The organism is Psychromonas ingrahamii 37 (assembly GCF_000015285.1).
Lineage (GTDB): Bacteria > Pseudomonadota > Gammaproteobacteria > Enterobacterales > Psychromonadaceae > Psychromonas > Psychromonas ingrahamii.
Genome location: NC_008709.1, coordinates 1,508,168 through 1,527,414, shown reverse-complemented (window position 1 = coordinate 1,527,414; position 19,247 = coordinate 1,508,168). Strand labels below are relative to the sequence as shown.

Here is a 19,247-nt window from a genome sequence, read left to right as displayed (position 1 = left end):
TATTGGGTAGCAGAGTAGCGTTGCCTTACCCAGAGAAATAAAGACAAATCAAAAACCAGCAAAAATAAAAAATACTGAGATAAAGCGTTGGCAGAAGACGGCGCAAGAAATTTAGCAACCGTCAGGCGCTCATTATTGAACTTGATTAAAGAGCATTTATTAAAGGACAGTGTTGTAGGAAAAATTCAACTATCTTGTTGGGATACTGAATTTAGTCTCGAGATTTTATTTTTTTTACTGTTTTAGCCCTCCAACGCCATACCGTTAAGTACAATATTGTTGTAACTGACGATACCAATAATTTTGCCATCTTCAATGACGGGTGCGCGACTGATACCAAATCGCTCAAATAAACGCGCACAGTATTTAACATTCATATCAGGTGCAACAGATAGCGCAGGTTTGGTCATGATTTCATAAATATTACTGCGCTCAACAGAACGATTCTGTGCCAGAATTTTCTTAGCAATATCATTCATCAAAACAATACCATATTCATCATCATCGTAACGTTTATTCACCACTAACACTTTTACAACATGTTCCCGTGCCAGTCGAATACCTTCTTTCACGGTTGCAATACCATCAATCATCACATAGGCATTGACCATCACGTCTCTCACTCTGATAACCTTTTTCTGGTTCATAGCTCGTCCTCTACTGCCTTAGTTAATGTATCTATCTGATGGGCAACACCGACTGCATCTTCAATATCTATTTGAATAGCAATGCCCTGCCCCGACTGCAGATCAAACTCACCAACCCGGTTAATTGTTTCTAATATTTCCCGCGATAAGTGCTCTTCGACTACAAATAATAAAACATCTTTTTGAACATCTAACGTCAGACCAAAAAAAGTCGTTTTTTGAATGACCCCTTCCCCTCTCGCGTTATTAATGACGGTTGCGCCGGTCGCTCCTGCTTTGCGCGCCGCATCTAAGACAGCATCTGTCCTTGTATCTTCTACAAAGGCAATTATTAGTTTAAAGCGCATTATCATTCTCCTTAGAAGATGCTCTTGAATTTAGCCATTGAGTAATTTGAGCATATGCCATTACTGAAATAATGGGAAACAGACTGGCAAATGCGACCAATCCAAAACCATCAATAACAGGGTTTCTTCCCGGCACTTGGGAAGCTAAGCCTAAACCTAATGCGGTGACCAACGGCACTGTCACCGTAGATGTTGTAACACCACCAGAATCATAGGCGAGTGCTATTATCTGTTTTGGCGCAAAATTTGTTTGTATAATAACCACTGTATAACCAGCCATAATGTAATAATGAATAGGGTCACCCACCACAATCCTGTAACTCCCTAACGAAATTCCAATCGCGACACCTAACGCTACGGCAATACGCAAACCATTAACCCTAATCGCCCCACCTGAAACCTGATTGGCTTTTATCGCAACGGCAATTAACGAAGGCTCTGCAATGGTGGTGCTAAATCCGATAGCAAATGCGAATAGATAAACCCAATAATAGTCAATCCAGCTCAGAGACTCTGTAATATCATCTTTAAGAGAGTAAAGAAATTCTGGTGCGGTCAGCTGCTTCGCCATGGTTTCACCCAAGGGAAAAAGTGCTAACTCCAACCCCAACAAAAACAGCGTCAATCCTAAAATTACGTAGAAAAAACCCAATATAACCCGGTGCAAATTTGCTATAGGCTTTCTTAACACCACAATTTGGAACCCGAAAATGATGGTCGCAATAGGAATAACGTCAACAACTGTGTCAATAAAAGTATTAAAGAATTGCGCCAGACTTATCATGATAAAAACATTCCATAGAGCATCACAAAAATCATTGGTAACAGCGAAGCAAATGCAATCAAACCAAACCCGTCCACCATAGGATTTCGACCTTTAATGGATGATGCCAGGCCGATGCCCAAAGCGGTGACCAGAGGGACTGTGATCGTCGAGGTGGTAACGCCCCCGGAATCGTAAGCAATACCAATAATAGTTTCGGGGGCAAACCAGGTCAATACGACAACCCCAATATAACCGCCAATAATCATAATATGGATAGGCCAGCCTTTAAGTATGCGCACCACACCCAGCACAATAGCGAGCCCCACTGAAAACGCCACCGTCACTCTCAATCCATTGGCGTAGTCGTCCATTTTTTCAATAGTTTGCGGGATCACCCCACCTTCTGCAGCCACTTTTGCAGCCTCATTAGCCACTGCGGTTAATGCCGGCTCGGCAATAGTTGTTCCAAAACCTAAACAAAATGCAAATAAAATCAACCAGAAGAGACTTCCTTTTCGGGCGAAAGATTGCGCCATGCTTTCACCAATGGGAAATAACCCCATATTCAAGCCAAAAATGAAAAAGGTCAGCCCTAGAATGACAAAAAGCAGGCCAAAAAGAATGGATAATATATTTGGAAGGGGTTCTTGTAATACCGCAAATTGAAAGAAAGCTATCACGCAGATGATAGGCAGAAGATCACGAAAGCTTCCCAACATTGCTTTAAATAACGCAATCATTGCTTTCATGGCTTCTCCCTTTAGAATATTTCCCTGCTCTTAGGTTGCTTAAAGTTTAAAGTTACGTCCACTACTATCTCTTTTTTTTTATAAAAATGAGATATTTAACTGATTTCTCAAAGATGGGAGATCAGTATGTTATATTCTTGTAAATCATAAAATTAAATAAAAAAGTCATTAAAAACTAAGTTAAAAGTCATTATGACGCCCTGTCATGTGGATATCATAAGGCGCTTTATGCAGTGGTAAATGGACAACCTAATCACCGCTAAGCACATATTACAGGGCATAATCATCGAGCTTGTCACAGCAGGCCAAGCGACTGCATTTAATCATTATTATGGCTAAAATAACCCTGTCTCACCCCCTTTAATGAAGTGTGCAATGCTTTACCATCAATATGTACCATATGTTCATGATCTCCGGCTTCAAAAAAGACATTAGCCAGCGCCAACAGACGCTGATCCATAAAGGTTTCCAGTTTATAGGCCGGGCCCAGTGGCGGAATTGCACCGGATTGACAGTCGCTAAATAATTTATTAATTTCAGTTTCTTCTGCCAGTTCTAATTCCCGGTCGAGATCCTCTTTCATTACCTTTAGTTTGAGCCAATGGTGCTCTGGAATAACGATCATGGCATAACCCTGCGTATCTTTGACAATGACCGCTTTGGCAATATGATCTTCGGGAATATGCAGTGCCTCAGCACTCTCACGACTGGATGCGCCACCAGCTTATAATCAATTTGATGTTTTAATAGATAAGATTTTACCGTTTCTGCCATCGCCATGGTTTTACTCCTTGTAGCGCTTAGTTCAACTCATTTTACTAATACGTCTGCCTCTTTTATAGATTTTGATTCAATCTGTCATTTTCCCTTATGAGATACGCATTGAATAATAATTTCATTGACTCAAAGTGTCGTATATCTCCCGCCAGTACACAGATATTTAGCCTGGTTAATTAAGCGATTGAATGGCATTTTCAGGTGTAATAACAGTGCTACTGTTTTTTGTTTAAATAGCTATGCCGAGCTTTATAAGCTCCCATTATCTGCCCCACACAGAGGCTGGCATCATTAGCAGGTAACTTTTTATGCCACAAAACCGCTATTCCCTGTTCCTGCAAAAGCGCGAAGGTTATTTCAATAAGCAGAGAATTTTGAAAACATCCCCCGGTTAATAATATTTGTGTAACGCCATAATGCTGTGCTATTTTCAAAATAATAATGGCGGCGCTGTTGTGAAAACGCCTGGCAATAATAGCGGATGAAACATGGTTACCGATATCAGTAATGATCGCTGCAAGCATAGGCCGCCAGTCGATAATATTAGGGGTCACGGCAAAATCAACGGGCACTGGATAGCTGCCCTTGTCCTTTGAGGTTTTTGCCGCAAATTCCAGGCGCATTGCAGCTTCCCCTTCAAAACTGCTGATCTGACCTAAATTCAATAAGCTGGAAATACCATCAAATAAGCGCCCTGCACTGCTGGTTAACGGGCTGTTGATATTATTAGAGATCATTTTTAAAAGCTGCTTGATGGTTGATAATTCAAAGGGGGATAATGACTTAAGCACTTCGTTCGAGGCAATCTTTTTACCATAAACTTCATATAAAAGTGCCACAGCCACCCGCCTTGGCTCTTTAATCGCAGCCGCCCCACCGGGCAATTTAAAAGGTAAAAAAGTAGCCACTCTTTGCGGCTTATCGGCCGTGACAGCTATAAATTCACCTCCCCATAAGGTGCCATCTTCGCCATAACCGTTGCCATCCCAAACTACAGCAAATGCCTGATCAATTATCTGATGCTCGAGCATCGCCGCATAAAGATGTGCCAAATGATGCTGCGTGCTAATAATAGGCAGATGCTGTTTTTTGGCCAATTGCGTGGTCACGTAATCAGGATGCAGATCACAGGCAACACAATCGGCCGTCACGCCCATTAAACGGCTCATTATTTTTTGGGTTCTTTGATGGCGATTGACCGACGCGATATTATCAAGTGAGCCAATATACTGGCTTAAATAAAGCCGTTTACCTTTGCTTATGGCGATGCTGTTTTTTAATTGCCCGCCCAGCGCCACTATCGAGGGGTACTCAGTATCCAAGGTCAAATAATCAGGTACATATCCCCGTGCACGCCTTAACAGCATCGGCTCATGGTTAACAAATTTCACAATGGAATCATCTAATCCCTGGTAGATTTCCCGATCGTGCATTACAAATCCATCCACCAGCTGGCTTAGCTGCTCTAATGCCTGCTCATTATCGCAACAAACTGGCTCGCCACTGCGATTGGCACTGGTCACCACCAGCGGTTTATTAATCGCCCGGCAGATAAGCTGATGCAATGGGGTATAAGCTAACATAACACCAAGATAAGGATTATTCGGCGCAATAGCAGGGCTGAGCGAGAGATTACTGTGTTTATTTTCCAGCAGTACAATAGGTGCAATCGCACTGCAGAGCAGTAACTTTTCCTGCTCCCCTAGGAGACAATCGGACTTGACCATAGATAATTGTGGGTACATAAGCGCAAAAGGTTTTTCAGGACGTTGCTTTCTCGCCCGCAGCCGTAAAACGGCTTGGTGATTGCAGGCATCAACCATAATATGAAAGCCAGTTAATCCTTTTACCGCAAGTATTTTACCCGCCTGCAGAGCATTAATAGCAAGGGTTAATGCCGCTTCTTTTTCAGCAATTCTTTCCCCTTTATGATTAATAAAACTGACCTGCGGACCACATTTTGCGCAGTTAATTCCCTGAGCATGAAAACGCCTGTCCTTTAGATTTTTATACTCGGCTAAACAATCCTCGCACATTGGAAAAGCATTTAAGGTGGTATGACAGCGATCAAAAGGTAACTTTTGGAGAATACTGTAGCGTGGACCGCATTGGGTGCAACTGATAAAGGGGTAGCGATAGCGTCTATTCTCCTCGTAAAAAAGCTCTTTTTGACAGTGTTCACAAATTCCGATGTCCGGCGAAATACTCACCACCCCCTCATTTTTTCCGCTGCTTTCTAAAATATGGAAGCCAGTCTGATCGTTGTTGTCTATTTGTTGGTGATTAAGCTGCTCAATCTTTGCCAGTGCCGGCGCTTTTGACTGCAGTTGCTGCAAAAATTTTTGTGTTTCGAAAGGTTCACCCTGTATCTCAATTAATACCGACTGCCTGATATTACGCACCCAACCAGTCAGATTAAGATTAGCAGCAGTCACTGCTACAAAAGGCCTGAAACCGACCCCTTGCACCCGGCCCTGAACACTTATCTGATATCGCTGTTGCACAGGCACACCTTGCTGAATTTTAGAGAATATTGAGGAAAATAAAATAATGAGCAGCGGAAGTTATTCACTTATCGACTAATTAATGCGGCTCTTAACATTATTTAATTCTGTTCTTATGATTGTAGCGCAGTTTAATTAAGTTAAATAACGGATTTAGTCTATCTTTAAGTGAATGACACTTGTTAATTATCTGCGCCATTAAGCCGCAATAAAAGGTCTTAATAGTTAAATCAAGCATGCTGTGCTGAGCACTCATTAGGAGCATTTAATAATGAATAAAGCTCTTGCCACACTGATTCAGGCACAAGTTAAAGTCTATCGGGGCGACCCTACTTATATATTACAAATACTGCGGCATATTCAATTTTCCTGCTCACATATTCCCCAGCAGGCGATCCAGCAACTTGCCACTACATTGAGCATATCAATCCCTAAAATCAGGGCGCTTATCGAGTTTTATCACTTTCTCCATTATCACCCTCGAGGCGATTATGATATCTACATCAGCGATAGCATCATCGACCATATGTCGGGTAAAAATGAAATCAGCAACTATCTCTGTGAAAAACTCAATGTTAAATTAAATCAGCCCAGAGCGGACGGACGGGTAACTGTCTCTAACACTTCCTGTACAGGCATGAGTGATCAGGGACCTGCTGCATTGATTAATGGTCTAGCATTGACCCGCCTGACCCGGAAAAAAGTCGATCAGATTGTTACGAAAATTGAAGGAAAGATTGCCATTGATAGGTGGCCAAAGGCATGGTTTGAGGTAACTGATAATATCCAAAGTAAAGGCGTGTTATTAAATTCGGAAAGCAGACCCGGGGAGGCGATTAAAAAAGCACTGGCAACAGCGCCTCACGACAGCCTTGCCGAAATTGACAAGTCCGGGCTGCGCGGCTGCGGTGGTGCCGGTTTTAAAACTGCTGAAAAATGGAAGTCCTGTCTGTTAAGCGACGATAATCAACGTTATGTGGTATGTAATGCCGATGAAGGTGAACCCGGTACTTTTAAAGATCGCGTTTTACTGAACAGTTATGCCGATCTGTTAATTGAAGGAATGACCCTTTGTGCCTATGTTATTGGCGCTCAAAAAGGGTTTATTTATCTGCGTTATGAATATCAGCACCTCTATAAAAAGCTTCTGGAAACATTACAGAGACGCCGCGCTGCCAACCTATTAGGCGCGCATATTTTAAACAGTGAGCTGAGTTTTGATATTGAAATATTTATGGGTGCCGGCTCCTATGTCTGCGGTGAAGAATCGGCTTTGCTCGAATCCCTTGAAGGCCGTCGTGCCATTCCACGCATCCGCCCCCCTTTTCCCGTGACGCATGGTTACTTAGATAAACCAACAGTGGTCAACAATGTAGAAACCTTTTGTTATGCCGCGCTTATTATAGAAAAAGGCGCTGAAAATTTTTCTGCTCAAGGGCTTGCCGGCTTTACTGGTTGTAAAATTTTAAGCATCAGCGGCGACGTGGAAAAAACGGGGATTTACGAGATCCCCTTGGGACTGCCAGTGAAAAATGTGCTCAATTTATGCGGCGCACAATCTGTTCAAGCGGTGCAGGTTGGCGGCCCTTCCGGTACTTTGATTACCCCAGCTGAATTTAGCCGCGTAATTTCATTTGATGATCTCCATACCGGCGGCTCTTTTATGGTGTTTAACCAAAGCCGCGATATCCTTGAAAATGCGCTTAACTTTACCCATTTTTTTATGCAGGAAAGCTGCGGCTTCTGTACGCCCTGCCGCGTAGGCACTAAGCTAATCTATGATTTGGCCGATAAAGTTGCCACCGGGCAAGGCGCCAGACTGGATCTGGACAGCATCAAGCAGCTTAACCATGTGATGAATGGAATGAGCCATTGCGGATTAGGACAAAGAGCGGCAGAGCCCCTATTAGAAACATTAGAAAAATTTCCCGAGTATTTTGTTAAACGCATGACAGATATTGAGTATCAGCCTTCCTTTGATGTGGAAAAATCAATTCAGCGGGCGATTGATATCGTCACCATAGAGAGTAATTCATAGGGTTATTAATGGTTATGAGCAATCACAGCAACACCTTCAGCATAGATGGCCGGGAGATCCCTTTTATAGCGGGAGAGACCGTTATGCAGGCCGCGCTTAAAGCCAATATTTATATTCCACATTTATGTTTTAATCCGGAATTCCCCCCTAATGGCAGTTGTAAACTCTGTACCTGCGACATTAACGGCCGTAAAAAATCATCCTGCTGCACAGAGGCAAAGCAGGATATGCAGGTCAACAATGAAACCCATGAGCTCACTGTCATGAGGCGTACTCTAGTACAAATGCTGTTTGTCGAAGGTAATCACTACTGCCCTTTTTGCGAACGCAGTGGTAACTGTCAATTACAGGCCATCGCCTATGATTTAGGGGTGACCGATTTGCATTTTCCGCAGTTTAACGCGCAAAGAAATGTCGATGCCAGTCACCCGGATCTGATGCTCGATCTGAACCGCTGTATATTTTGTGAGCTGTGCATTCGATCCAGTACAGAAGTTGATCACAAAGATATCTTTACCATTGCCGGGCGCAGCATTAATAAAAGACTGGCCATTAATTCAAAAAGTGGACTTTTAAAAGACACTGCAATGAAGGTCACCGATAAATCAGCTCATATCTGTCCGGTCGGCTGCATTATCATTAAAGGGGAAGGTTTTAAAACCCCGATTGGTCAGCGACTTTATGACCAGCACTCAATTCGGGATCTGGGCAATCTTCGCCCAGAAAGTGCGATCAAAGCAAAAAGTATAGTGCAGCCAGACGTTAAGCCTAAGAAAAAACTAAAACTGGCGACCTGCTCTTTAGCCGGATGTTTTGGCTGTCATATGTCCTTTCTTGATATGGATGAACGCCTTATCGAGCTGCTTGAGCGGGTTGAACTAAGCCGCTCCCCCTTGAACGATATAAAAACCTGCGCGCCGGATTGTGATCTGGGGTTAATTGAAGGGGCCGTCTGTAATACAGAAAATATTGCGGTACTGAGACATTTTCGAGAAAGCTGTAAAATTATTATTGCCGTGGGGTCTTGTGCGATTAACGGTGGCGTCCCTTCACTGCGTAATAATATTGATGTTAAGGACTGTTTAGATGAAGCTTATCTTAATGGCATTGGTCTGGTGAACCCGAAAGTCCCTATTGATAAAGAGCTCCCCTATCTGCTTGAAAAAGTTTACCCCATTCATGAAGTCATTAAAGTTGATTATTTTCTACCCGGTTGCCCGCCTCCTGCTGATGCTTTTTGGAAAATACTCAATGATTTGCTGGACGGGAAAGAGCCAGAATTACCCTATGACCTATTACACTTTGATTGATGGACAATGATTAATGGACAACCCTATGGATCATTCATTAGACACAGCAGAAAACAGCGAAAACCTGAAAAGATTTGTGATTGAACCTGTATCAAGAGTAGAGGGACACGGTAAAGTGACGCTGCTCGTTGATGATAATAATCAGATTCAGCAGTGTCGTCTGCATATTGCCGAATTTCGGGGATTTGAACGTTTTATTCAAGGGCGTCCTTATTGGGAAATTCCTATTTTGGTTCAGCGACTTTGTGGCATCTGCCCGGTTAGCCATCATATTGCCGCCGGCAAGGCGATTGATATGATTAGTGGCGTCACAGAGCTTACCGAATCCGCCTATAAATTAAGATTATTACTGCATTACGGGCAAACTTTACAGTCCCATGCGCTGCACTTTTTTCATCTCTGCTCACCGGACTTCCTGTTTGGTTTTGAAAGTGAACTTGCCGGCAGAAATATCGTCGGCGTAATTCAAAAACACCCGGAGCTCGCGCTTCAGGGAGTGAAACTCAGAAAGTATGGTCAGGAGGTGATCCGGGTTATTTGCGGTAAGCGCATCCATGGCACGGGTTGTATTCCGGGCGGCATGAATAAACCTTTAAGCCGGGAGGATAAGCACTATCTTCTTGGTGACACTGAGCAGATCATCGCATGGGCAGAGTGCGCGGTTAAAACAGCCCGAGATTGTTATCTCGCTAATGAGCCTTTCCACAAAAATTTCGCCGGTTTAAGGTCCAATTATTTAAGCTTAGTCGGCGATAAGGGTGAGCTTAATCTTTATCACGGTAAATTAAGATTAAAAGATGCCAGCGGTAATCTACTCTTTGATAAACAGGATTATTGCGATTATCAAAATCTGATTCAGGAAGAAGTTAAATCATGGACCTATATGAAATTTCCTTTTATTAAAACAATGGGCAAAGAATCAGGTTGGTACCGTACAGGCCCATTAGCACGAGTCAATAATTGTGATTATATACCGACACCCCTGGCTGAAATGGCGCGTCAAGAATTTGTCGCCTATGGCGGTAAAGAGCCGGTGCATTCAACATTAGCCTACCATTGGGCGCGCATGATAGAAGTGCTTTTTTCTGCCGAAAAAATCAAGCAGTTACTCTTCGATCCCATGATTACCGGAAAAGATCTTATTGTTCAGGGCAAGCGCCAGAGCGAAGGGATAGGCGTGGTTGAGGCACCACGGGGAACACTGATTCATCATTACCAGGTGGGTGAAGATGATCTGATCACTAAAGCCAATCTTATCGTCGCGACGACCCATAACAATACCGCATTAAATGAATCTATCCGCATCGTTTGCACTCAGCAAATTAACGGCCGGGAAATCAGCGAAAAGGTGTTAAATAATATAGAAGTTGCCATTCGTGCTTATGATCCCTGTTTATCCTGTGCAACGCACGCGATCGGCAGAATGCCGCTAAAAGTTGAAATGCGCCACCAGCAAAGCGGAGAGCTTATCAGCCAACTGATTAAGGATATCGATGGCACTCTACACCGCTAAGCGTGATATAAAAAACAGACCCCTTATTATTGAAAAGAGGTCGTGATAGAAAAACTCGGTCAGCAAGCTTTAAATCTGTTTATCCAGTGTAATAAATGCAATCAGCAGAATGCAGCTAAAATAAAAACAGATAACCCTGTTATTTGAAAGAGGACATAATGGAAAAAACCGCTCAGCAAGCTTTAAACTTATTTACCTGGGGTAATCCCAGTCGAGGAGATGATGCTATCGGCCCCGTGCTGCATGAATTTATTAAGCAGTTTATCTGCCGCTTTGACCTTGGCCATATTCAACTGGTCGAAGATTTTCAGCTGCAGCCAGAGCATGTCTGCGATATTACCGATAATGCCTGCGTTGTTTTTATTGATGCCAGTTATCAAGGAGAAAGCCCCTTTCAGATTCAACCTGTCAGCGCTAAAAATGAGCTCGGTTATACCACACATGCATTAAGCCCGGCCGCATTAATGGCAATCTATGCACAAACACAAAATAAACCCTGTCCGCCGGCTTTTCTATTCTCTGTTCGCGGCTACTCTTTTGAACTCGGCGCCCCCTTATCAAAACAGGCGCAAGAAAATATCACACTCGCCACGCAATTTTTAAAGAAGCTGTTGTCCTGTCAAAATCCGCAGCTGCTACTTCAGCAACTAGTGCAGCAAACAGTTCACAACCTGAAAGATAAAGAAAATGCATGAATTATCCATTGCAGAAAGCATTATTGAACTGCTCGAAGAACATGCCGTTACGCATAAATTTAAAAAGGTGACTAAAATTATATTAGAAATCGGTGTGTTGGCCGGAATAGAGAAATCGGCATTGTTTTTTTGTTTTGATGTGGCTGCGCAAAACAGCCTGGCTGAAGGCGCAGAACTCTTGATTGAGGATAAACTTGCTCAAGGAGTTTGCCAAAATTGCCATCTGCAGGTAACGACCACAGGTTGGTATGAACCCTGCCCCTATTGCGGTCAACTGCTTATTAACATAACTGAAGGTGAGCAGATGAAGATTAAATCTTTAGAAGTGGAGAATTAAATGTGTAAAGTTTGCGGTTGTAATCAAGCTGAAGTGACTATAGAAGGCCCACATGATCACCATCATCATAACCATCAGCATCAAGATATTGAACAACATTCGTCAGATATTTTAACCTCTGCAGCAAGTACTCCCAGGATGATTGAAATTGAACAAAATATTTTATCTAAAAATAATTATTACGCCAAGCTTAATCGCGAGCAATGGCTGGCCAATAAGATTTTCTCAATCAATCTTATCTCCAGTCCCGGATCAGGTAAAACCACGTTATTAATTGACATTATTAAACGTATCAAAGAGCAGCACTGCATTTATGTGATTGAGGGGGATCAGCAAACTTCGCTTGATGCCACAAGAATCAGAGAAACCGGGGTTCAAGCGCTGCAGGTTAATACTGGCAAAGGCTGTCACTTGGACGCGCATATGGTAGGTCATGCGGCAGTGCATCTGGGTATGCAGAAAAACGCATTTTTGTTTATCGAAAACGTCGGCAACCTGATTTGTCCGGCGGGTTTTGATTTAGGAGAAGCGCATAAGGTGGTTATCTTATCGGTCACCGAAGGTGAGGATAAACCCTTAAAATACCCGGAAATTTTCCATGCTGCCGATCTGATGGTGATTAACAAAATCGATCTGCTGCCCTACGTTAATTTTGATCTGCAGCAGTGCAGTGCTTATGCAAAACAGATTAATCCTGAGATTAAAATCATCCCCCTTTCCGCTACTTCCGGTGAGAATATGGAACAATTGAAGGATTGGTTGATTGCCGGAAAAGCGGAGCTTCAATCAGGTTAAAGAAAATGATAATAAGAGAGCAGACTATGTGCCTAGCAATCCCTGGACAAGTTATTTCAATTAATCAATCAGCTTCGCCGATCACAGCAAAAGTTAATTTCAGCGGGATCATAAGAGAGGTCGTTGTTGAATGGATTGATCAAGTTGCAGTGAACGACTACGTGATTGTTCATGCCGGATTTGCCATCAGCAAACTGGATCAACAGGCGGCCTTAGAAACCCTGCAGCTTTTTGAACAATTTGAACAGCAGCAGGAATAAATCCTGCCGGCATAAAAAACAAAAATAAGGATCAGTTATGGCATCAGCAAGCATTAAAATGGCGCATGGCAGCGGCGGCCGCCTTTCCAATGAACTTATTAATGAGCTGTTTTTTCGGGCCTTTGACAATCCTATTTTAAAGCAGGCCAACGACGGGGCTTTATTAACAATGGACAGTAAGCGCTTGGCTTTCTCCACGGATTCCTTTGTGGTTAATCCGTATTTCTTCCCCGGAGGCAGTATTGGCGATCTTGCCATTAACGGCACGGTGAATGACATTGCCATGTGCGGTGCAGTACCACGGTTTCTCTCCGCAGCCTTTATTCTCGAAGAAGGCTTGCCTATTAAGCATCTAAAAAAAATAGTTAACAGTATGGCTGATGCTGCACGGGCGGCACAAGTGCAGATAGTGACCGGCGATACTAAAGTAGTTGAGCGCGGCGCTGCTGATGGCATTTTTATTAATACCTCAGGAATAGGAATTATTCAACACCAGCAGCAGATAGCGCCGCAAAACGCACAGGCTGGCGATGTTGTTATTACGAATGGTTATATCGGTGACCATGGCATTGCCATTTTGTCACAACGCGAAGGTTTATCGTTCGAAACCACTATTGAATCCGACACGGCCGCTCTGCATACCCTGGTCGCCAGCATATTAGCGGCTTCTGCCAATATTCATGTACTACGCGACCCCACCAGAGGCGGCATTGCCGGCACCCTGAATGAAATAGCCCAGGCCAGCCAAGTGGAAATTCGTCTTGAGGAGTATGCGATTCCAATGCGTGATTCAGTGCGCGCCGCCTGCGATCTTTTAGGACTGGATCCTTTGATTGTCGCCAATGAAGGTAAACTGATCACCATTGTGCCCTTAGCTGACAGTGGTAAAGTATTAAAAGCAATGCAGCAGCACCCGCTTGGCAGAGAGAGTGCCATTATCGGTCGAGTATTAAATCAACATATCGGCAAGGTGACCCTTGAAACCAGTATCGGCAGTTTAAGAGTAGTCGATATGCCGCTGGGCGAGCAATTACCGAGGATCTGTTAATGGAGGATGGGTTATCAGTTAAATTGGCCAATAAAAAATGTCTTTTCCTGTGTTCTACTTTTAATGGATTAAGTCAAAAATTTTGGGTTAATTTCTCCTCTTTATTTAAAGAAAGCCATTTAATGCTGAGAATTAATCCAGCCGCTATTAAAGCATTTCAGCCGCACCTGATAATTTGCCCTTTTTTAGAGGACTTTATTCCCGATCAAATCTGGTCTGCAATCCCTTGTTTTATTGTTCATCCTGGCCCTGCGGACGAAGCTGGCCCAAGCGTATTAAACTGGGCTATTTTAGAAGGCAAAACCCATTGGTCAGTCACTATTATTCAAGCCGATGCGCAGTGGGATGCAGGTCCCGTTTGGGCGCAGGCCAAATTCAAACTGCCGGTGGCCTCCTTATCTAGTATCTATCGCCAACAAGTATCGGACACTGCGCTGCAACTGCTTCCCCAGGCATTAAGCCGTTATTATTCAGAAAAAAAACCACTGTTAACTGCCCCGCCCGTTTATAGAATAAGAATAACACAGCAGCAACTGCGCATAATCTGGGATCGACCAAGCGCTGAAATCATTAAAAAAATTCATGCAGGAGACAGTAAGCCCGGCGCCCCCGCAATGATAGAAGACAATGACTACCTACTTTTCGGTGCACAAACCGGCGAATCAACGCCGCATTTAAGTGCCTTCCGACCAGGAGAAATCATCACTCAGCAGGATGGTCAAATCTGTGTCAGGACATCGGATGGCTGTGTGTGGATTTCGCGCATGGCTGACATCACTGAAAATATTAAAATCAGGCCGGCGGATCTGCTGGCACAATCAGCTAGCACAATCACCAGGGTAATAGTCAAATAATATGCAGGAAATCAGCTATCAGGCAGACAATAAAGTAGGACATATTAGATTTCCTATCCATAACGGCGCGATGGATTTAAGCCATTGCCGGCAGCTTTTACAGACCATTGAATTTGCCAAAGAAGATGATGCCTGCAAAGTCATTATCCTCTGGGGAGGGCCTGACTTTTTTTCCAACGGGATTGACTTAAATGCCGTTCACCTGCAATACAATGCCTCTATTCTTACTTATAAAAACCTCAAAGCATTAAACAAAATAGTGCATGCTGTTTTAACTGCCGACACTAAATTGGTGATTAGCGCCCTGCAGGGATCAGCTTCTGCTGGCGGCGTGATGCTGGCGATTGCAGCAGACTTGCGCTATGCCCGGCAAAACATAGTACTCAATCCATCTTATGCTAATTTAGGGCTGTGCGGCTCTGAGTATTGGTCGGTACTTTTACCCGCTATTATAGGCGTTGGCTTTACCCAAAAACTGCTCTATGAGGCCAGCCCAATCTCAGCTACTGACGCCTTACGCCTGGGATTAATTCATCAGCTTATTGGCGGTGAACCAGATGCTTTTCAAGATAATATAACCGCCAAAGCAGAATATTTAGCCTCAACTAATATTAATGCCCGGCTGGCAGCTAAAAGCGTGCTAAATCATCACTTACTTGCACAGATGGAAACGCAGGTAAAACTGGAATTAGAAAAGATGAAAGACTGCTGTAATCATCCGGAATTTGAATTGGCAAGAGCCCATTTTGTAGAAAAGAACGGCCACCCGCAGCCACTATTTCTAAACGCCGCTGCAGGCAATATCAGGCAGAACCACCAACGAGATAACAAGCAACCGGATGACCAGGATGACAACAAATAAGAACAAGATGACAATAAGTAAAAAATTCAATCCGGATGCCTTTAAAGATCGGGAGATAGTTAATAAACTGGCGCAGGAGATAAAATTAATCGCTGCGCAAATGGCCCCGCTAAAAATAATGCATATTTGCGGCGGCCATGAAAATGCCATTGTCCGCTATGCCATCCGCCAATTTTTACCCGCACATATTAAGGTTATCGCAGGTCCAGGTTGCCCGGTCTGCGTTTGCCCGGTAGAGTCAATCGATGAAGCAATCACCCTTGCCCTGCTGCCCAAAGTTACCCTGCTCACTTTCGGCGATATTCTGCGGGTGCCCGCAACTAACAGCTCCTTAGAGGAAGCCCGCGTCAATGGCGGCAGTGTAAAAGTCGTCTATAGCCCCCTTGATGCGATCAAATTTGCCCAAGATTCGCCGCAGCAGACCTTTGTTTTTTTCTCTGTCGGTTTTGAAACAACCGCAGCGGGCATTGCTGGACTGATCCACTCGGGTGTCCCCAAAAACCTCTTTTTTCTGATAGCCAATCGTTATATGCCGCCAGTATTGAAATTATTGATGGAGGTCCATGATGACAGCCTGCAGGGATTTCTACTGGCAGGCCATGCAACCGCCATTACCGGCTTGGGGGTTTATGATTTTATGCGCGACGAGTTTAAGCTGCCTTGTGCCACGGCAGGTTTTGAACCCGTTGATATCCTGCTGGCGATTCGCGAACTGTTAACACTTATCAAAAACGATCAGCATCAAGTGATTAACTGCTACAGCAGAGTGATTAAAAATGAGGGCAATCTGAAAGCGCAACAATGTCTTAAGGAAGTGTTTGATCTTATACCCGGCGTGTGGCGCGGAATAGACAAAGTGGAAGATTCTGCCTACGTGCTTAAAGATAAATACGCCTTTCTTGACGCCAGGAAACAGCTTGCCTGTAAACCGCCCTATTCGCCGCAAGCCCATCATCCGAGCTGTCTCTGTCATAGAGTAATGCTCGGCGAGGTAGAGCCTCAGGATTGTAAATTATTTAAAAAAGCCTGCACCCCGAGCAAACCCTTCGGTCCGTGCATGGTTTCCCCCGAAGGTACCTGCCATGTACGCTATAGCTATTCTGAAATCAAAATAGACTCTCTGTAACAGCGCTGATTTTTAAACTTCGCATAATCTATCGGGCTTGTTTGCAGACTTTTATTATAAGTTTATTTGAGGATAATTTCACTCTGTCGACAGGTAATGATAAGCAACCAAAACACAATTTCGCAGTACTGTTCTGGTCAATAAGAAGATATTCTTATCAAAAGCAAAAAAATAAGGTAAATAGCGTTTTTTTCGTCACACGCAGCCGCATAACTCACAGTACCGAGCCTAATTGGCAGGTTTATTTATCAAAACTTTGAATGTCCCCAAATTCGATTGTATTTGTAATGAGTTAGAAAATATTGCAAATCAACTGCTTTTAAAAAAAGCTGTAATAAGCACCTCAATAGGACAAAATACAGTTGGCTATTTCTATAAAGTAAAGGACGAAGTATATGGCGAAAATTTTGGTGAGTGCATGCTTGCTTGGATGCAAAGTACGCTATAACGGCAGTGATTTAAAACCTTCAAATAACGACTTTGACTGGCTCATCAAACATCATCAAATAATTTCATTTTGTCCTGAAGTCTCTGCAGGTTTACCCATTCCAAGAGTTCCAGCAGAAATTCAATGCGGGGTTGGACAAAATGTATTGTCGGGTAACGCCAAGGTACTGGGTAATGATGGTTCAGATTTGACCAGTCAATTTGTGCTTGGGGCACAATTGGCTCTCGAAAAATGTCAGCGGGAGAACATAGCGTTTGCGGTATTAACTGAATACAGTCCTTCATGTGGCAGTAACAGCATTTATAATGGTCATTTTTCTGCTAAGAAAAAAGTGGGCAATGGCGTTACTACTTCACTGCTTAAGGAACATAATGTACAAGTTTACAGCCAGCATCAAGTCCATCTGCTACAACTAGAATTGAATAAAGAGAGCTGACAAGTCAACACGCTGGATGCATTGCGGTTTTGACTAAAAAATATTTAAAATACTGAGCGTCCTTTGAGTATGGCATCCCACTGTACCCGGAGTGGTTATATAAAAATCAAGCCTAATCGGCTAAGCGGAAGTGTATTCCCTACAGCCAACCTTCGCGAAAACCCCCTTGCCATTAGCTAGCAGTTAACCTTTGAATACAAACAATTGATTTCATAATGATTTTTATATGATATATCAGGAAATAATCATGACGAGCATCCCAAGTGCAGGATCAAGAAAGCTCTACAGTAGCCGGTTCTGTTATAATTAATCTCCTTGCTTTAATTCAAATAAATAAAATCAGGAGAGCAAATCTTAAACTGATAAATTTGAAAAGAAACAAGGAGACTAAAGCTGTATATAAAGATGATTCTTAAGGGTAATGTATGATTAAAAAACTGGACCTACTGCAAGGTAATATCGATATGGAAACCCTTTTCGAATCTATGCCTGTTGCAATGGCTTTAACCGACAGAGAAGGCCGTTTGCTCCTGGTCAACCATAAAATGGCATTGCTAAGTGGACAGAATCTAAGTGACCTCATTGGACGCAAAGTTGAAGAGGTAAGTAAAGAAGCCGCAGAGAATATAAAATATGAGTTTCGTATGTTCGATGCAGGATTAGATGTGCCTAATCGAGAATTAAAAATAGGGGACAAAATATGCTACACATCAGTTAAACCCGTTCGTGACAATGATGGATTAGCTGTTGGTGTAATGGCTGCTTTGACCGATATCACTAAACAAAAAAAGATTGAACGACAGCTTGCCGAAGCTAACAAACAATTAAAATTGTTGGCAGATCATGACTCCTTAACCAATTTATTAAATGCCCGCGCTTATTATGAAGTCTGTGAGCGAATGATGAGCATCGCACTTCGCCACAATAAACCATTCTCGGTTCTTTTTGTTGATCTTGACCACTTTAAAAAAATTAATGACACACACGGACACCATGTCGGCGATCTCCTTCTCAAGGCGGTCTCAGCCTGCATATTAGAAACTTGCAGAGACAGTGACCTTATCGGTAGAGTTGGTGGTGAAGAGTTTTCTCTCTTTCTACCAGAAACAGGCATGTCAGGCGCGATGATTTTTGCGGAAAAATTGCGTTCCAATATCGAGCAGTTGCTCCACCCAGTCGGCACAGATAAAAATATAGGTATTACAGCCAGCATTGGGGTTGCATCAAAATTGATACATCACAAAGCGATCGTGGATATTCAACGAGATGCGGATCATGCGATGTATCATGCAAAGCACAAAGGCCGCAATCAGGTTTCATGTCTATCTGTCGCGTTATGTAGAACCTGAAATGTTTAGATAAAAAAACAGTCGAAAAAATAGAACAGCTAATCTTTGGCTAAAATTGGTAGCTGCAACAGTAATTGTAGAGCTGGATTACGCTTCAGAAAGAATATTTATGGATGCTGACATTGTATTAATCCAGCGGCTATTTTATGGAAAATACTATTGGAACCTGTTCACAGAAAAACGTCGCACAGTCTTGCCGCAAAAAATATCAGTGCGAATAATATCCCAGGTTGCGGGGACCTATCCTATAAAAGGTCGCTCTGCTCAATCGAAGTGATGAACGAGCGTATCCGTTCTCAACTATCACGCAAAAGCCAAAGTCGAGATTATTTCACTCTCTAGGGGTCGCATAAACGCATCAAAATGTAGCCAAGAGAGCTGGGCAG

Annotated in this window: 18 protein-coding genes and 1 pseudogene; 13 read left to right on the top strand and 6 right to left on the bottom strand. The window is 43.2% G+C overall.

What is annotated here, in order from left to right; all coding sequences use genetic code 11:
* Positions 1-242: 242 nt before the first annotated feature.
* From PING_RS06475 to hypF, 6 genes and pseudogenes are all read right to left on the bottom strand, one after another.
* Positions 243-647 (bottom strand): CBS domain-containing protein, encoded by a 405-nt coding sequence (locus PING_RS06475; protein WP_011769617.1) that lies wholly within the window; start codon positions 645-647, stop codon positions 243-245.
* Complete coding sequence (locus PING_RS06470) at positions 644-994, bottom strand: P-II family nitrogen regulator (RefSeq protein ID WP_011769616.1); 351 nt, start codon at positions 992-994, stop codon at positions 644-646. Before PING_RS06470 ends, PING_RS06475 begins: the two co-directional genes overlap by 4 nt.
* Positions 984-1,778, bottom strand: a complete 795-nt coding sequence (locus PING_RS06465; RefSeq protein WP_011769615.1) for a DUF1538 domain-containing protein — start codon at positions 1,776-1,778, stop codon at positions 984-986. Before PING_RS06465 ends, PING_RS06470 begins: the two co-directional genes overlap by 11 nt.
* The gene (locus PING_RS06460) at positions 1,775-2,509 is read right to left on the bottom strand and encodes a DUF1538 domain-containing protein (protein WP_011769614.1); all 735 of its coding nucleotides are present in this window, start codon (positions 2,507-2,509) and stop codon (positions 1,775-1,777) included. The genes PING_RS06465 and PING_RS06460 overlap by 4 nt, the downstream gene beginning before the upstream one ends.
* Positions 2,510-2,828: 319 nt before the next feature.
* A pseudogene (locus PING_RS06455) lies at positions 2,829-3,212 on the bottom strand (aminoacyl-tRNA deacylase); the annotation flags it as partial.
* Between the two features lie 289 nt (positions 3,213-3,501).
* Positions 3,502-5,790, bottom strand: a complete 2,289-nt coding sequence (hypF, locus tag PING_RS06450) for a carbamoyltransferase HypF (RefSeq protein ID WP_011769613.1) — start codon at positions 5,788-5,790, stop codon at positions 3,502-3,504.
* A gap of 271 nt (positions 5,791-6,061) precedes the next feature.
* Between hypF and PING_RS06445 the strand changes: the two genes are divergently transcribed.
* From PING_RS06445 to PING_RS19395, 13 genes are all read left to right on the top strand, one after another.
* Positions 6,062-7,828 (top strand): NAD(P)H-dependent oxidoreductase subunit E, encoded by a 1,767-nt coding sequence (locus PING_RS06445; protein WP_011769612.1) that lies wholly within the window; start codon positions 6,062-6,064, stop codon positions 7,826-7,828.
* A 14-nt stretch (positions 7,829-7,842) separates the two neighbouring features.
* Positions 7,843-9,138 (top strand): NADH-quinone oxidoreductase subunit B family protein, encoded by a 1,296-nt coding sequence (locus PING_RS20885; protein ID WP_198134745.1) that lies wholly within the window; start codon positions 7,843-7,845, stop codon positions 9,136-9,138.
* A gap of 25 nt (positions 9,139-9,163) precedes the next feature.
* Positions 9,164-10,651, top strand: coding sequence for a Ni/Fe hydrogenase subunit alpha (locus PING_RS06435; protein WP_041766077.1), 1,488 nt, complete (start codon positions 9,164-9,166; stop codon positions 10,649-10,651).
* Positions 10,652-10,809: 158 nt separating this feature from the next.
* Positions 10,810-11,346 (top strand): hydrogenase maturation protease, encoded by a 537-nt coding sequence (locus PING_RS06430; protein ID WP_011769609.1) that lies wholly within the window; start codon positions 10,810-10,812, stop codon positions 11,344-11,346.
* Positions 11,339-11,683, top strand: a complete 345-nt coding sequence (hypA, locus tag PING_RS06425; protein ID WP_011769608.1) for a hydrogenase maturation nickel metallochaperone HypA — start codon at positions 11,339-11,341, stop codon at positions 11,681-11,683. The genes PING_RS06430 and hypA overlap by 8 nt, the downstream gene beginning before the upstream one ends.
* Positions 11,684-12,478 (top strand): hydrogenase nickel incorporation protein HypB, encoded by a 795-nt coding sequence (gene hypB, locus PING_RS06420; protein WP_011769607.1) that lies wholly within the window; start codon positions 11,684-11,686, stop codon positions 12,476-12,478.
* 26 nt (positions 12,479-12,504) lie between these two features.
* Entirely contained in the window at positions 12,505-12,738 is a 234-nt protein-coding gene (locus PING_RS06415; protein WP_041766074.1) for a HypC/HybG/HupF family hydrogenase formation chaperone, read from the top strand.
* A gap of 37 nt (positions 12,739-12,775) precedes the next feature.
* Positions 12,776-13,786 carry a hydrogenase expression/formation protein HypE gene (gene hypE / locus PING_RS06410; protein WP_011769605.1) on the top strand — a complete coding sequence of 337 codons (1,011 nt, stop codon included), beginning with the start codon at positions 12,776-12,778 and terminating at the stop codon, positions 13,784-13,786.
* Positions 13,786-14,640 (top strand): formyltransferase family protein, encoded by an 855-nt coding sequence (locus PING_RS06405; RefSeq protein ID WP_011769604.1) that lies wholly within the window; start codon positions 13,786-13,788, stop codon positions 14,638-14,640. Before hypE ends, PING_RS06405 begins: the two co-directional genes overlap by 1 nt.
* Position 14,641: 1 nt before the next feature.
* Positions 14,642-15,502 carry an enoyl-CoA hydratase/isomerase family protein gene (locus tag PING_RS19400; protein ID WP_011769603.1) on the top strand — a complete coding sequence of 287 codons (861 nt, stop codon included), beginning with the start codon at positions 14,642-14,644 and terminating at the stop codon, positions 15,500-15,502.
* 7 nt (positions 15,503-15,509) lie between these two features.
* Complete coding sequence (gene hypD / locus PING_RS06395; protein WP_011769602.1) at positions 15,510-16,628, top strand: hydrogenase formation protein HypD; 1,119 nt, start codon at positions 15,510-15,512, stop codon at positions 16,626-16,628.
* Positions 16,629-17,023: 395 nt separating this feature from the next.
* Positions 17,024-17,512, top strand: a complete 489-nt coding sequence (locus PING_RS06390; protein WP_011769601.1) for a DUF523 domain-containing protein — start codon at positions 17,024-17,026, stop codon at positions 17,510-17,512.
* Positions 17,513-17,937: 425 nt separating this feature from the next.
* Positions 17,938-18,861, top strand: a complete 924-nt coding sequence (locus PING_RS19395) for a sensor domain-containing diguanylate cyclase (protein ID WP_011769600.1) — start codon at positions 17,938-17,940, stop codon at positions 18,859-18,861.
* Positions 18,862-19,247 lie beyond the last annotated feature (386 nt).

Bases quoted from the DNA above. Each gene is read 5' to 3' on its own strand.
- hypB (WP_011769607.1), top strand. From the start codon at position 11,684: ATGTGTAAAGTTTGCGGTTGTAATCAAGCTGAAGTGACTATAGAAGGC.
- hypE (WP_011769605.1), top strand. From the start codon at position 12,776: ATGGCATCAGCAAGCATTAAAATGGCGCATGGCAGCGGCGGCCGCCTT.
- PING_RS06435 (WP_041766077.1), top strand. From the start codon at position 9,164: ATGGATCATTCATTAGACACAGCAGAAAACAGCGAAAACCTGAAAAGA.
- PING_RS06445 (WP_011769612.1), top strand. From the start codon at position 6,062: ATGAATAAAGCTCTTGCCACACTGATTCAGGCACAAGTTAAAGTCTAT.
- PING_RS19400 (WP_011769603.1), top strand. From the start codon at position 14,642: ATGCAGGAAATCAGCTATCAGGCAGACAATAAAGTAGGACATATTAGA.
- PING_RS06430 (WP_011769609.1), top strand. From the start codon at position 10,810: ATGGAAAAAACCGCTCAGCAAGCTTTAAACTTATTTACCTGGGGTAAT.
- PING_RS06405 (WP_011769604.1), top strand. From the start codon at position 13,786: ATGGAGGATGGGTTATCAGTTAAATTGGCCAATAAAAAATGTCTTTTC.
- PING_RS06465 (WP_011769615.1), bottom strand. From the start codon at position 1,778: ATGATAAGTCTGGCGCAATTCTTTAATACTTTTATTGACACAGTTGTT.
- PING_RS20885 (WP_198134745.1), top strand. From the start codon at position 7,843: ATGAGCAATCACAGCAACACCTTCAGCATAGATGGCCGGGAGATCCCT.
- hypD (WP_011769602.1), top strand. From the start codon at position 15,510: ATGACAATAAGTAAAAAATTCAATCCGGATGCCTTTAAAGATCGGGAG.
- PING_RS06470 (WP_011769616.1), bottom strand. From the start codon at position 994: ATGCGCTTTAAACTAATAATTGCCTTTGTAGAAGATACAAGGACAGAT.
- PING_RS06390 (WP_011769601.1), top strand. From the start codon at position 17,024: ATGGCGAAAATTTTGGTGAGTGCATGCTTGCTTGGATGCAAAGTACGC.
- PING_RS19395 (WP_011769600.1), top strand. From the start codon at position 17,938: ATGATTAAAAAACTGGACCTACTGCAAGGTAATATCGATATGGAAACC.
- PING_RS06460 (WP_011769614.1), bottom strand. From the start codon at position 2,509: ATGAAAGCAATGATTGCGTTATTTAAAGCAATGTTGGGAAGCTTTCGT.
- hypA (WP_011769608.1), top strand. From the start codon at position 11,339: ATGCATGAATTATCCATTGCAGAAAGCATTATTGAACTGCTCGAAGAA.
- PING_RS06475 (WP_011769617.1), bottom strand. From the start codon at position 647: ATGAACCAGAAAAAGGTTATCAGAGTGAGAGACGTGATGGTCAATGCC.
- PING_RS06415 (WP_041766074.1), top strand. From the start codon at position 12,505: ATGTGCCTAGCAATCCCTGGACAAGTTATTTCAATTAATCAATCAGCT.